The following is a 13,413-nucleotide window of genomic DNA, read 5'->3' on the forward strand; positions in this document are numbered from 1 at the left end:
TCGGCTTATTGGACACCCCGTTTCTAGGCAATCTTCGCTATTTTTGAAAAGAATCGTTATTTACTCTCATGGTATAAATTAATCCCATAATACTTTTTCATCATCTCAAATACGAAGTGGCGATTCCCCCACGCATCATCCTTTTTCCACAGATCTTTACTTTTATCTATAATTTCACATCTTAACTCATGATACTCTGTTTCTGCCTTCTCTTTTTTATCACGCAGAAGATTCATTAATCCATAACTTCCAACCGCTATAACAAGAAAGTATAAGTTCATTGTATGATTGACAAATGATGAAAACATTGCCGCAAAAGAATAAGAATACGGTTTAATAATTGTATAATATAAATAAGCAAGGAAAAAGAAGGAAATTAACAGTGTGATCCATAAAATAATGAGATGATTTCGCTTATAAAGATCAAATTTTTGCTTTTTTTCAACAACCTGTTGAAGTATTTCTTTTGTCGCTTGATCTGTTCGATCATCAAGTTCTTTAATCGGTAATTCCATATTCTTATCACACCTTTCACTCAATTGTATGAGCTTGGAATGCAAAAATATGTTTACAAAGAGACAATACTCATTCAACTAGAGTGAATTATCTTCCAAGAACAACAAAAGGCGCTCTTGCGCCTTTTATCTACTTTGTACCCCATTTTAAATGAACAACTAGGGTTTGTTTTATACCTATTTTGGAATTTTCAATACTTGTCCAACCTTAATATTATTTCCTTGGATTCCATTTGCTTTTCTTATAATATCCATTCCAGCTTGAGATTGATAATAATTCATTGAGATTCTAAATAAAGTTTCATTCGGCTGTACCGTATGATAGATCATCTCTTTCTTTTCTTCTTGTGGTTCTGGCGTCTTTTCTTCTTCTTGAGGTTCTGGTGCTTTTGTTTCTTCTTCTTTAGGTTGCTCTTCTTCTTCTTTAGATGAAGAAGAAGTCTGATCTTGTTGAGTATTTTCTTCTGTTTGGTTTGATGATGGAGGATGCTCTTCACTGTCTATCTTTTGAATATCACTATTATTTACATTTTCTGCATCTTGCTGTGCTTTACTTTCTTTGTCCTCTTTTTCTTCCTTACCTTCTTTATCATCGTCTTCCCGGACTACATATGAAGTTTTTTTATTTTTATCAGCTATGTCAACTGTTTCAAATCCATTACTTTCGGTGCTAGCTTGTTGAGCTTTATCATGTTTTTGATTTCCGTTATAAGAGTAAACACTGTAAATAACAATCGGCAATAAAACAAAAAAGAGGGCTAACAACTTGATCACGGGATATTTTATCTTCCAATTACTTTTTTGTCTTTTTTGATTGTGCAGTTCACTTCTAGATGGTAATGATGATTTTTCTTCGTGAGCATCGTCCTCTATTAGCTGTGCTTGATCGTTTTTATTAGGACTTTCTTTATTCATTGACATCCCTTCCTATAACCTGTTTCTTTTCTGATTTAATTTTAATAAGTAAACCAAGTAAAAAATCAATTATAAAGTGCATAAAAATCGTTACGAGCAAATTTTCAGTCCACTCGTAAATTAATCCGATGAAAAAGCTCAATACAGTAATGTTTACAAATAAAAACCAATTAAATAAATAGCGAAAATGAACACCTGCGAAAATAAGGCTTGCTGCAACTAATCCAAAATGAGTTTGAATCATACCGCGAAATAAAATTTCTTCACTAAATGCAACGATTACTGCGATAAAGGCAATATGAATTGTCGCTCTATTTTGAAAAACTTTCTTATTTAATCCGCCATCATCATAATAATCAGAGGGGAGCAACCTCATTAATACAATATCTATTATGACAACAGCCAGTCCAGCGCCGCCACCAATATACAATATTTGCGGATCATCCCAAACAAAAATGCTGAAAAATGCTGAAAAATTTCCAAACAAGATCATACATAAAAAGAAAGACACAGCTAAGAGTAAGATTTGGGTAGCATATAAATGGAATAATAGCTCTTTTTCAGAAAGCTGTTTAATCAAATCTAGTTGTCGTTTTTTCATTTCTTTTGTTCACTCACTGCTCTATCTCCTAATTTTTCATCATAATAAAACAATGCTAAAAAGTGAAACTTCTATTAATCATATTAAAGCAATAAATCTGTTAATTCCTTTTTCCAATCAATCTCGATTTGTTGTTTAGATTGATTTAATTGTTGTGACCTTTTCTTATAGGCTTCATTTGTCAACCCGCATTTGTCGCAACAATTCTTTATCTCTATTCTCCTTGTTTCCCCAAAATAATTCAAGATTTTTTCACGACGACAATATCTTGTATGCACCCATTTACCTATTTCGTCAATTTTTTTTTTTTTAAATATTCGCCGTTTGCTTACATATTCCTTTATTTTCATAAAAATGTCCAAAAAATCATCATTACTTTTTAAAAAAGAGCGTAAAATTCGCCATTGTACATCAGAAAATCCGCATAAGTTTTGTAAACTATCAATTTGATTGATCCCCTTTCCTTCCTTCAAATGAAAAAAAAGAGTGTTGATTTGCTCCTCAGCTGGAAGTTCACTATCAATCAATTGGTGTTGGAGCTGTTCATCCCCCGGAGCATATAAAAGAACGGCGATACTTTGTTCCCCGTCTCTTCCAGCCCTTCCGATCTCCTGTAAATAAGATTCTAGCTGCAAAGGAGTATGGAAATGGATAACAAAACGTACATTTTCTTTATTTACTCCCATTCCAAAGGCACTTGTTGCACAAATAATATTTAATTGCCCGTTTAAAAATTGCTGTTGGATAAGAATACGTTGTTCATTTTCCATTCCTCCATGGTAAGCCATTACCCCTTCAATTCCTTTTTCCTGAAGAAAGGATGCTACATGTTCAGCAACTTTTTTACTTGAAAAATAAATAATCCCTGGCGGAGAAAAGCGTAGAACAAGTTCATAAACCCTTGCAAGTTTATGATGATAGTCTTGTAAATGCACGACAGAAAAAGCAATATTAGGTCGATCAACAGTTGAAATATATTCAAAAGCATTAGTTAGCTGAAGCAAATGCTTTATATCCTCTCTAACATCTTGAGTCGCCGTTGCAGTCAAGGCTAATGTTGTCGGATCACCTAATATATTGCGTAATCGTCCCAACGCTAAGTAATCTGGTCGAAAATCATAACCCCATTGAGAAATACAGTGAGCTTCATCAATAACAAAAAGTGAGATTTGCAAATTTTTCAATTGATAAAGAACTGATGGGACATTTAACATTTCAGGAGAAATATATATAAACTTATAACGATGAATGTTCGAAAATACTTGTTTTTTTTTTTTCACTTTTACTTAAAAAAGAATTAATCGCAACTACTCGTTTTTCGCCTCTCATCATCATTTGTTCAACTTGATCCTGCATTAAAGATAAAAGCGGCGACACAATCACTACTTGACCTTCTAGTATATAACCAGGCAGTTGAAAACAAAGAGACTTTCCCGTACCGGTAGGAAGCATCGCTAATGTATCTTTTTTAGCTAAAATCGATTCAATCACTTCTTTCTGACCATCTCGAAACGACTGATATTGAAAATATTTTTTTAAGACTGTCTCTAGCTCCATTGTTCATCACCTAATTTTGCTAATACTAACCTAATTTCAAAATAGCTTGCATTGTCGACTTGCTCTTTAATGTATTTTAATTGCTTTGTTCTCTCTTTATTTGCAACATGTAAAATTTGCTCCTGCTTCCGTTCATCTACAAATGGTAAAATATTAAATTGGTGGTCATTTAATGCTATTTCAACAAGATGATCCTCAATTGTCCCTTTTTTCAAGTGACGAACGTGCATTATTTCATCGATCGAATAACCTTCTTTTAAGAACTCGTACGTCTTTCGAGTAGAGTTTGTAAACGGCATCATTATTTTTCCATTCAGTGTATGTAAAATAATAAGTCTATCCTTATGAATTGTACTTTCTGCAATAAGATAGTGAAGAATATTTAAAAAATGAAAGTGGAACAAAGTTATATCCATTTGAAGCTTTTTCGCTGCTTGCTCTGGTGTTAGGCCATTTTTTTTTTTATAGCCGGTCAGTCTTAAAACAAACGTTCGTGGATCAAGATCGATTTTATTTTCCATACTATCTGTTAACTCAACATATAATTTTTCCGCTAGCATGTTTCGATCACAAGGAACTGTTTGTAAAAAGTTTTTAATCCATTGTCTTGTTTGGCTGCATTTTTGGATTGGAACATAACGGTTTTCTTTTTTAATAAGATAAGAACAAACTTGAATAAGTAAAGATAGCCTTTTCCAAAACCGATCTGTCATATGATGGTAACGCCACCCATTTAAATATTTTGGAAACGGTTGCTTCTTTAAAGAAGAAAGTAGTATTTCTTCCCCTTTATTCGTGAGTGCATATGATTCAGTCGAATAAGCATCAATCCATTTTTTATCCTTAAATAACTCAACAGCGTGTTCCAAAACAGTTCTGTCTAATGAAGGAATCGTCTAAAATAAAAATGTTAATTGATATAGATGAGCATCTTGAATTGTTTGCGAAGACTTCTTTCCTGTAAGCAGGTGATAGATGGAAGATATCGTTCTTTCACCCTTTAATTTATATAAGCAATATAAAATTACCGTTTGTAAATAGCTAATAGTCATCGTTATTCACCCAATATTTAATGACATGAAGAATTTATTATATTTCTTTAAAAAATAATATTTTAAAAAAATATTGGTTTAGCAAATTCATTTTTTAATTCGAATCTATTTTATCATGAAAAAAGTAACAATTATCTTTTTTTTGCTTAAATATAGACTAACTCTTAGAAATACTTATATGAAAAGTATTCTCATTGCGTTTTCTATTGAAAAGTTTTTCAATCAGTTTTAAAATAGGGAATGAGGAATCCGTTTCCATTCATTTAATGGAAAAAAATAAATATCATTGTTTATTTCATTGGGAGGTTTTTTTAATGGCAAAGTATACAATTGTTGACAAAGAGACTTGCATCGCTTGCGGTGCTTGCGGAGCAGCTGCACCGGACATTTATGATTACGATGATGAGGGCATCGCTTTTGTAACACTTGATGATAACCAAGGTATTGTGGAAATCCCTGACGTTCTTATCGATGACATGATGGATGCTTTTGAAGGCTGTCCGACTGATTCCATAAAAGTTGCTGATGAAGCATTTGATGGTGACGCAACAAAGTTTGAATAAAGATAAACATGAATCAGTGGGAGATCGTTCTCCCGCTGATTCAATTTTTAACCAAAATCATTATTCTTCAGACAAACAATCTCAAAGTTAAATGCTTAACAGTCAAAGCACGAGGTGAAAGCGAATAGAACATCTCATTCATGAGCTTACAACAAAGTGCAAGTAACGAAGAATGCAAGCGGTTTGTCAACAATCTGAAATCCCGCACATATGTGAGCGGGATTTACATTTTAAAAATGAAGCTACACTAATCCAAACAGTCTTACAAGCTGTGCAGTGATGAATGTAATAACGATTGCGATGACTGTTGGAATTGCAAAAGCAAAAAAAGTCCACTTCTTACTTTTCGTTTCTTTATAAATATTAACCAATGTCGTTCCGCAAGGATAATGCAACAATGAAAATAGCATCATATTTAAAGCGGTCAACCAAGTCCAGCCTTGATCTAAAAACATTTGCTGTAGTGAAGCCAAATCTTCTACCTCAATCATTGCTCCTGTAGATAAGTACCCCATAAATAAAATCGGTAATACAATCTCATTAGCAGGAAGTCCAAGAATAAATGCAAGCAAAATATATCCGTCTAAACCGAGAAGTGTTGCAAATGGATCCAAAAACTGAACTGCATGCATAAATATACTCGTGTCACCAATGTAAATGTTTGCCAAAATCCAAGTCAATACTCCAGCTGGTGCGGCAACAACAACTGCTCTTTTTAACACATTCCATGACTTATCAATCGAAGCTCGTACAATCGTATTCATAAATTTTGGTCTGCGATAAGGCGGAAGCTCAAGTGTATAGTGAGTTGGAATTCCTTTCAATAATGTTTTTGATAATAACCACGAAACAAAAAGTGTTACAAATACCCCAAATAAAACAATTCCAACAACGACAAGTGCGGTAACGAGTGTTTTTGCGCCTCCGCTGTAGCCTACTGCCATAAATAATGATGAAAGAATGATTAATACCGGCCAACGGCCATTACATGGTACAAAATTATTTGTTAAAATAGCAATCATTCTTTCTCGGGGAGATTCGATAATTCTAGTTGAAATGACTGCTGCTGCATTACAGCCAAACCCCATCGCCATAGTTAATGATTGTTTTCCGTGAGCACCAGCTTTTTTAAACATCCGATCCATATTGAATGCTACACGGGGTAAATATCCGTAATTTTCTAAGAGTGCGAAAATTGGGAAAAATATTGCCATTGGAGGAAGCATAACACTAACTACCCAAGATGTACCTCTATACAATCCAAGAACAACTACCCCATATAACCAATCTGGAGCATGAATAAATTGGAAAAACCTCGTAATATACCGTTCTAACCATCCAAAAAAACTAGCAAGCATTTCAGATGGGACGTTTGCCCCTGCAATTGTAATATAAAAAACGATCCCTAACATTAAAAGCATAATCGGAAAACCAAAAATCGGGGAAGTAAACACTTTATCTAACTTTTCAGTTTGAGACTGCTGTTTTGTTTTCTTAAATTCAACAGTCTCTCGACAAATTTCCTTTGTCGTCTTAAAAATTGACTGCACTATGTCATCTCTCGTATCGTGTGAAGAAAGCTCATTTGCTTTTTCCGCCAACTGCTTAAGTGCCTTGTTATGAATTGAGGCTGCATTCATAAGTCTCACCTTCTATTAAGACAGAACGATTAAGCAATTTTTCCATCTCTTTTATCATCCCTTCATCCCCGTCTAACAATCTAAGTGCAACCCATCTCGCTGGAAACTGATGACCAAAAATCTTTCTTACCTCAGGCTCCAATATGCGCAACTGTTCTTCAATTTTATTAGATTATTTTATTTTATATGGTTTAAGTGTAATTTTTCCATCCATTACTTGTTCAACAGTAGTTAAAAGCATGTCTAATCCTACTTTGTTTCGTGCTGATATTTTAACAACTGGAACCCCTAGCTTAACTGATAATTTCTTATCATTAATTAAAATGCCTTTTTTCTCTGCTTCGTCAATCAAATTAATAGCGATAACAACTTTATCTGTCATTTCCAATACTTGAAGCGCTAAGTTTAAATTTCTTTCAAGTGAAGTCGCATCAACGACGACAATCGTAACATCAGGCTTGTTAAAAATAATATAATTTCGTGCTACTTCCTCATCAGCAGAATTTGAATATAAAGAATAAGTACCTGGTAAATCTATAACTTTATAATTCTTTTCATTAAAAATAAAGTTTCCTACTGCGTGAAGAACTGTTTTCCCCGGCCAATTACCAGTATGCTGTTTTAAACCGGTTAACGCATTAAATAAAGTACTTTTTCCCGTATTTGGATTTCCAACTAAAGCAAGTGTATATTCAATACTTTTAAAATCCATATAATATCGTCCCCCAAATTTTTGAGCTTTCTTCTTTTCTTAAAGCAATTGTTGTTTGACTAACACGATAAGCAACAGGGTCTCCAAGCGGACTTTTTTGTAAAACGATAATTTCTCCCCCAGGAACAAATCCTAAATCTAGAAGCCGTCTTCGCATCATTCCGTCTATGTCTATTTTTTTTATTAAGAAACGGGAGCCTACCTCTGCATCAGATAAAGGAAACAAGTTTGCTTCTGTCATTATATTTTCAACCCCCAAAGTTTATTAGGCTAGTACATATAAGTTGGTCATAGGCAAATATCTATACTTATCTTATTCCCCTCATTCTAAAATGTCAATAAAAATATTTTTTTCTCTTAAAAAAGTTCACAAAAAAACAAATTGTAAACAAAAAGGGTTCGGAACAGTACATTCCGAACCTCTTTTTGGCAACTTTTTTGGATTTTTCGATCTATCTTCAAGTAACTAGGCCCCTCTTAGTCTCATTTATTGCACCATGAATGGAACTTTCCAAGTCTAGTTGGCCATGTTTTTAAATTTTATATTTAACGAAAGCAAGGATTGCCTGAGTCCCCCTAACGTTGATCTACGCATACCATGCTTTTCTTTCGAATCAGCGAATTATATAGGTTTTACATCTTTGTGATGATGAAGATGAGCTTTTTCCTCCATTTACTCTTGTCAAATATGACGTGTCACCACTTTTTGATGATCCATACTCTGTGTCCACAGCTCCAGAAATGGACAAATGGCGCAAATCTGCTTTGGTAATTGATACTGACTATGTTCTTCTTTCGGCGTAGTCGAGTACGTCAAAATCTTACCTGCTGGACAGATGTAACAATTAAAGTGTTCATTATTAACATATTCGTATATTCGAAAGAAATCGCTATTTTGTAAAGTGGTCTAGTGTATGGTAATAGAGGTGTCATTTCGTGATCAATAAGATATTTTGTGTGATGACAGGTGTTTTATAAACTACGTCTCCTCAACAGCTTCAAGCTTTTCGATATCAAAAGAATGATAATAGATTCCAAAGTCAGAAATTAGCGATCGTAAAAACTCGAAGAAAGATAAAGAAGCCAAATAAGCATGTTAACTAAGTAGAGATGAATTTAATTATAAATAAATGGTTAAAAGGTCATATAAGAACCTCGTTTCTCTTTTTTTAAAACAAGAAAATTATGGTGAATATTAATATTTAATTAATTTAATCACAATCATCCAATGCTAGTGATACACAACTTTGTGTATGGGGATGTCTTTAAGGTTTAACGTTTTAGATCACCCTCTAGAAGATTGTGAAAAAATAAGAAACAATAATACGAGCATAGCAATATCTAAACGGGCATTAAAAGCAAATTGAATGAAACCGGAATGCAAAGTAGGAATCTTAGTTAACAATAAAGCGGCTAACATAATCACCATTAATGGAATCGTTGCGATTCTTGTCCATTTATTAAATAGAATAAAAATGCCGCAAATCATTTCGATGAGTGCGATTACATACATAGTGCTCATCGGGCTTGGTAATGGGAGGCTTATAAAAACTTGCCCCAGTTCTGGACTTATGAACTTCATCAGCCCTGAAATAATAAAAACATAGGCAACAATATAACGGATCCAACTGATTGTAATTACCCCCTTTTGAATAAGTATATGAATCCAATGGAATAAAAATATACCAAACTATGGATTTCTTATCGCTTATTTAAAAAAGGGAAGGTTTACTTTGAAATAATGTCAGTTTAAAATATAGACATCATAAACACATTATTAAAGTTGCAAAATTTGCAACTAGTTGCCTCTAGATCTTCACAAATCCTTTTTATTAAATTGTTTATAACCGTCATTACGCTTGCCATACTCACACCAAAAATACAACCTTTTTCATGATTTCTTCTCCCTTTTAGCCCATCATCGAAGTCTTTACAGTGTCTTATCGATTCCATTTTCTTATACACGATCTCTTTAGACCAAGCATACTAGACTGATTCAATTAAGTGTGTGGAGTTAGCCTTTTTTTTTGTATGGATTTTAAGGTTCCAAGGCCATTCGACTTTCCTTCATTTTTTTTACTAAAAAAAATAGTAGTACAAACCTTAGTCTAGGTCTGTACTACTTATGTTAGTATGATTTTAATATTCTAATAAGAAGCTTGTTTATTGATCCAGTTTGACAGTTTATTAAATAAAAGCATAAATACAATTGTGATAAAAAAGCCTTTTACGATATTAAAAGGTAAAATGGCTCCAACAACCATTTGCCGCGTTTCAGGTGCCGACATCGCTTGTGCATTCAAGAACAGAGTGTAAGCTGGTAAAATGACATAATAATTTAATACACTCATAAAAATGGCCATTATAATCGTTCCCGCCATTAACCCGATCGTCATCCCTTTTTTTGATTTAAACTTTCGATAAATGTAATATGTCGGTAAAATGTATGTTATACCGGCAATAACGTTGGCAATGTGGCCTACTGGAACTCCAGTTGGGCTGCCTTTCATAAAATAATCTAAAATATTTTTAATAATTTCAACTAATATTCCAGCCGCTGGTCCATAAATTAACGCTGCTATTAAAGCGGGTATATCACTAAAGTCAATTTCAAGAAAGACCGGGAATGGTGGAATCGGAAAGTTTAATATCATTAAAACATAAGCAATACTACTTAACATTCCAACCGCTGTAAACGCCTTAATACTTAACTTCTTCATCTTCCTCTCTCCTTTTGAGATCCATCTCGTAAGAAGAAAAGTTCAGCAAAAGCATTCCTTTAAATAAAAATCCCTTGAGTCACTTAACTCAAGGGAGATTTTTAAAGGCACGCTTAATAAACATTCATTAAAAGTATTTTTGAACGTTCGCAGAACCTCCATCTTCTCCCATCCAGACTGTACTGTCGGCTTTGGATTTCCACCAAATCCTGCTCTTATACAAAGAGCTCGCGGGCTTAAAGAATTAACTTTTCACCGCCGGTCGGGAATTTCACCCAGCCCCGAAGATAGATCATATATCATTTTATAAAACTATTATCATTTAAATTTCATTATACTAAAACAGAAAACAAATAGCAAAGCCTTTATCTCAGCATCCTTTAACGCTTTTCATATGAAGCAACTTTATATAAATCTAAAAATTTATTCCTAATATATAAGCTGAAGGACCCTTTCAACAAACTAAAAAGGATGTGAGACTAAAAGTAATTTAAAATATAATTAAAAGTTAAAATTAGTAAAAACATTAAGTAATTATTTGAGAATCGGAATCGTTTTTTAGTTCTTTTTTTGTTCTAAACTTATCCTGACAAAAATATTTATCATTTATAATGTAACATTTCAATTGAAGAAAATTCGCTCGGCAACTGACTTGTTTGCGACTTACCTACTGTTCCACTATAATTAAAAGGCAGCTGTACATCGTTTTAGTCATTAAAGGAGGAGCAAACATGGCTTTTGATAATAAAATCGTGGAAGCTTTTGTAGAAATTCCAACTGGAAGCCAAAATAAGTATGAGTTCGATAAAGAACGGGGAATATTTAAATTAGATCGAGTATTATTTTCCCCAATGTTTTATCCTGCAGAATACGGCTACTTAGAGCATACTCTTGCCTTAGATGGTGATCCACTGGACATTCTCGTTCTCGTGACAAATCCAACCTTCCCAGGGTGTATTATTCACACTCGCGTCATTGGCTTTTTAAATATGATTGACAGTGGCGAGGAAGACGCAAAGTTAATTGGGGTTCCTGTCAATGACCCTCGTTTTGATGATATTTATACGCTTGAAGATGTTCCAAAGCATAAATTAAAAGAAATATCTTATTTCTTCGAACATTATAAAGATCTGCAAGGAAAAAAAACAGAAGTTGGTGATTGGGAAGGTCCCGAAGCAGCCGCAAATTTAATTGAAGAATGCTTAGTACGTTATCAGCAGCATAAATAAAGAGAAGTTTTCACTTGAAATTTTCCTCTTTTTTTAAAAAGGTGATCTATAATGTATAGATTAAAAAGATTGTTTTTTTTTTTTTATAAAAAACATACTTTTTATTTTTATCGTAAAGATTATTGAACCTTATCGCATTTAAAGCGTTTTCATTCAAAAGATGAACATTTTTTCAAATTGACATAAAATCATTCGTCTTGTAAAATAATCAGAAAAATTACTTCTTACAGGCAGGTGCAAATTTAATGTATTATGTTTTAGTAGCAGATGCAATTAATGAAGTTGGTTTACAGCCATTATTAGAAATGGAGAATGTAGACATTATTCAAAAGAAAACAGATGATCCAACAGTCCCACTAGATAAGATTGATGCCCTTTTAGTTCGAAGTGCAACAAAGGTTGATGAGAAGCTACTTGAAAAAATGCCGAGTCTAAAAATTATTGCCCGTGCGGGCGTTGGTGTTGATAATATTGATATTAATGCAGCGACAAAACACGGAATTATCGTCGTTAATGCCCCTGATGGCAACACGATCTCAACTACAGAGCATACATTTGCAATGATGGCGTCATTAATGCGTAACATCCCACAAGCGCATCAGTCAATTAAAAACCTTGAGTGGAAAAGAAATGCGTTTGTTGGTACTGAATTATATGGTAAAACACTTGGGATTATCGGATTAGGGAGAATTGGTTCAGAACTTGCTAAACGCGCAATGGTATTTGGGATGAATGTTCGTGTTTTCGATCCATTCCTTACAAAAGAAAGAGCGGCAAAATTAGGAATACAGCCAAATACACTAGATGAGCTTCTCGGCAATTCTGACATTATTACCGTTCATACCCCATTGACAAATGAAACGAAAGGGCTAATTAATGAAGAGAATATCAGCAAAACAAAAAAAGGTGTCTACTTCTTAAACTGTGCACGCGGCGGTATTATTGATGAAGAAGCACTTGCGAAATATATCGGAAACGGTCACGTTGCTGGTGCCGCCTTAGATGTGTATGAAACAGAACCGCCTGGAGAACACGTTTTACTGAAATATGATAATGTTATTTTTACACCTCATCTTGGAGCATCAACAAAAGAAGCACAGTTAAATGTTGCGACTCAAGTTGCTGATGAAGTGAGATTATTTTTAGAAGGAAAACCGGTCGCTAATTCAATCAACTTACCTTCAATGTCCAAAGATGTATTCGAAAAAATTCGTCCATTTCATCATTTGGCGAAACAAATGGGAGCCATCTTGTCACAATGTATGAAAGAAGTAATAAATGAACTGAATGTAACTTTTTCTGGAACTGTCGCTGACTTGGAAACAAATTACTTAACAAAAGCATTACTTTCTGGATTTTTTAAAGATCGAATCGACCTTCATGTAAATGAAGTCAATGCAATGCTTGCAGCAAAAGAAAGACATTTGACAGTAAGAGAAAAAATCTCTACAAACACGTACGGTTACGCCAACTGCATTACTGTAACCGGTAAAGGCGAAAGACATTCATTTACAATTCGCGGTACATTTATTGATCATTATGGTCCAAGAATTGTCTTTTTAAATGATTTTAATATTGATTTCTTACCTGAAGGAAATTTACTTTACGTTCAACATATGGACCGTCCTGGAGTGATTGGCCGTGTTGGAAGAATACTTGGCGATCATGGTATAAATATTGCAACAATGCAAGTTGGACGAAAAGAAGTAGGCGGAGAAGCAATTATGATCTTATCATTTGATAAACCTCTTTCAGAAGAGAATATTAAAACACTTTTACAATTAGATGATATCGTTTCAATTAATTCTATTTTATTATGATGATTAAAAAAGTTCGGAGCTTGCCCAGCTTCGGACTTTTATTTCTTTTTATGACGGCTATTATTTGAGGAATAAACCCGTTAGAAGCA

14 protein-coding genes, 1 pseudogene and 1 riboswitch are annotated in these 13,413 nt (G+C 33.8%); of the genes and pseudogenes, 3 read left to right on the forward strand and 12 right to left on the reverse strand.

What is annotated here, in order from left to right; translation table 11 throughout:
* Positions 1 to 56: 56 nt before the first annotated feature.
* The 7 genes from K6959_RS10075 to K6959_RS10100 all read right to left on the reverse strand — a co-directional run bounded on the left by K6959_RS10075 (position 57) and on the right by K6959_RS10100 (position 4,640).
* Positions 57 to 515 carry a YpbF family protein gene (locus tag K6959_RS10075; RefSeq protein WP_223086423.1) on the reverse strand — a complete coding sequence of 153 codons (459 nt, stop codon included), beginning with the start codon at positions 513 to 515 and terminating at the stop codon, positions 57 to 59.
* A 177-nt stretch (positions 516 to 692) separates the two neighbouring features.
* Positions 693 to 1,430, reverse strand: coding sequence for a LysM peptidoglycan-binding domain-containing protein (locus K6959_RS10080; protein WP_163241982.1), 738 nt, complete (start codon positions 1,428 to 1,430; stop codon positions 693 to 695).
* A complete protein-coding gene (locus K6959_RS10085; RefSeq protein WP_163241981.1) occupies positions 1,423 to 2,031 on the reverse strand; it encodes a CPBP family intramembrane glutamic endopeptidase in 609 nt (202 codons plus the stop codon). The genes K6959_RS10080 and K6959_RS10085 overlap by 8 nt, the downstream gene beginning before the upstream one ends.
* A gap of 83 nt (positions 2,032 to 2,114) precedes the next feature.
* On the reverse strand, positions 2,115 to 3,311 hold the full coding sequence (locus tag K6959_RS10090; protein WP_262421764.1) for a RecQ family ATP-dependent DNA helicase: 1,197 nt from the start codon (positions 3,309 to 3,311) through the stop codon (positions 2,115 to 2,117).
* Positions 3,268 to 3,588 (reverse strand): DEAD/DEAH box helicase, encoded by a 321-nt coding sequence (locus K6959_RS19140; protein WP_262421765.1) that lies wholly within the window; start codon positions 3,586 to 3,588, stop codon positions 3,268 to 3,270. Before K6959_RS19140 ends, K6959_RS10090 begins: the two co-directional genes overlap by 44 nt.
* A complete protein-coding gene (locus K6959_RS10095; protein WP_223086425.1) occupies positions 3,579 to 4,457 on the reverse strand; it encodes a YpbB family protein in 879 nt (292 codons plus the stop codon). The genes K6959_RS19140 and K6959_RS10095 overlap by 10 nt, the downstream gene beginning before the upstream one ends.
* Before the next feature lie 27 nt (positions 4,458 to 4,484).
* Positions 4,485 to 4,640, reverse strand: coding sequence for a hypothetical protein (locus K6959_RS10100; protein ID WP_223086427.1), 156 nt, complete (start codon positions 4,638 to 4,640; stop codon positions 4,485 to 4,487).
* Between the two features lie 314 nt (positions 4,641 to 4,954).
* Here K6959_RS10100 and K6959_RS10105 point away from each other — a divergent pair, with 314 nt between their 5' ends.
* Positions 4,955 to 5,203, forward strand: coding sequence for a ferredoxin (locus tag K6959_RS10105; protein ID WP_163241978.1), 249 nt, complete (start codon positions 4,955 to 4,957; stop codon positions 5,201 to 5,203).
* 242 nt (positions 5,204 to 5,445) lie between these two features.
* Here K6959_RS10105 and K6959_RS10110 read toward each other — a convergent pair whose 3' ends face one another.
* The 5 genes and pseudogenes from K6959_RS10110 to K6959_RS10130 form a co-directional block, all read right to left on the reverse strand.
* The gene (locus tag K6959_RS10110; protein ID WP_223086428.1) at positions 5,446 to 6,843 is read right to left on the reverse strand and encodes a nucleoside recognition domain-containing protein; all 1,398 of its coding nucleotides are present in this window, start codon (positions 6,841 to 6,843) and stop codon (positions 5,446 to 5,448) included.
* Positions 6,821 to 7,555: pseudogene (locus K6959_RS10115) on the reverse strand (FeoB small GTPase domain-containing protein). The gene K6959_RS10110 and the pseudogene K6959_RS10115 overlap by 23 nt, the downstream one beginning before the upstream one ends.
* Entirely contained in the window at positions 7,545 to 7,796 is a 252-nt protein-coding gene (locus K6959_RS10120; protein WP_163241975.1) for a FeoA family protein, read from the reverse strand. The pseudogene K6959_RS10115 and the gene K6959_RS10120 overlap by 11 nt, the downstream one beginning before the upstream one ends.
* Positions 7,797 to 8,840: 1,044 nt before the next feature.
* A complete protein-coding gene (locus tag K6959_RS10125) occupies positions 8,841 to 9,137 on the reverse strand; it encodes a DoxX family protein (protein ID WP_218943953.1) in 297 nt (98 codons plus the stop codon).
* A gap of 565 nt (positions 9,138 to 9,702) precedes the next feature.
* Positions 9,703 to 10,275 (reverse strand): ECF transporter S component, encoded by a 573-nt coding sequence (locus K6959_RS10130; protein ID WP_163241974.1) that lies wholly within the window; start codon positions 10,273 to 10,275, stop codon positions 9,703 to 9,705.
* Positions 10,276 to 10,431: 156 nt separating this feature from the next.
* Positions 10,432 to 10,568, reverse strand: a riboswitch (FMN riboswitch).
* Positions 10,569 to 11,006: 438 nt separating this feature from the next.
* On the opposite strand from K6959_RS10130, the gene K6959_RS10135 reads away from it, so the two are divergent.
* Together K6959_RS10135 and serA are read left to right on the forward strand one after the other, a co-directional pair.
* Entirely contained in the window at positions 11,007 to 11,504 is a 498-nt protein-coding gene (locus tag K6959_RS10135; protein ID WP_223086430.1) for an inorganic diphosphatase, read from the forward strand.
* 245 nt (positions 11,505 to 11,749) lie between these two features.
* A complete protein-coding gene (gene serA, locus K6959_RS10140) occupies positions 11,750 to 13,324 on the forward strand; it encodes a phosphoglycerate dehydrogenase (RefSeq protein ID WP_223086431.1) in 1,575 nt (524 codons plus the stop codon).
* Positions 13,325 to 13,413: the final 89 nt, after the last annotated feature.

Origin of the sequence: Bacillus aquiflavi, assembly GCF_019915265.1 — a bacterium.
Classification (GTDB): Bacteria; Bacillota; Bacilli; order Bacillales; family Cytobacillaceae; genus Bacillus_BT; species Bacillus_BT aquiflavi.

Coding starts and splice junctions, on each gene's coding strand:
- K6959_RS10075 (WP_223086423.1), bottom strand. CDS start 515: ATGGAATTACCGATTAAAGAACTTGATGATCGAACAGATCAAGCGACA.
- K6959_RS10080 (WP_163241982.1), bottom strand. CDS start 1,430: ATGAATAAAGAAAGTCCTAATAAAAACGATCAAGCACAGCTAATAGAG.
- K6959_RS10085 (WP_163241981.1), bottom strand. CDS start 2,031: ATGAAAAAACGACAACTAGATTTGATTAAACAGCTTTCTGAAAAAGAG.
- K6959_RS19140 (WP_262421765.1), bottom strand. CDS start 3,588: ATGGAGCTAGAGACAGTCTTAAAAAAATATTTTCAATATCAGTCGTTT.
- K6959_RS10100 (WP_223086427.1), bottom strand. CDS start 4,640: ATGACTATTAGCTATTTACAAACGGTAATTTTATATTGCTTATATAAA.
- K6959_RS10105 (WP_163241978.1), top strand. CDS start 4,955: ATGGCAAAGTATACAATTGTTGACAAAGAGACTTGCATCGCTTGCGGT.
- K6959_RS10110 (WP_223086428.1), bottom strand. CDS start 6,843: ATGAATGCAGCCTCAATTCATAACAAGGCACTTAAGCAGTTGGCGGAA.
- K6959_RS10120 (WP_163241975.1), bottom strand. CDS start 7,796: ATGACAGAAGCAAACTTGTTTCCTTTATCTGATGCAGAGGTAGGCTCC.
- K6959_RS10125 (WP_218943953.1), bottom strand. CDS start 9,137: ATGAAGTTCATAAGTCCAGAACTGGGGCAAGTTTTTATAAGCCTCCCA.
- K6959_RS10130 (WP_163241974.1), bottom strand. CDS start 10,275: ATGAAGAAGTTAAGTATTAAGGCGTTTACAGCGGTTGGAATGTTAAGT.
- K6959_RS10135 (WP_223086430.1), top strand. CDS start 11,007: ATGGCTTTTGATAATAAAATCGTGGAAGCTTTTGTAGAAATTCCAACT.
- serA (WP_223086431.1), top strand. CDS start 11,750: ATGTATTATGTTTTAGTAGCAGATGCAATTAATGAAGTTGGTTTACAG.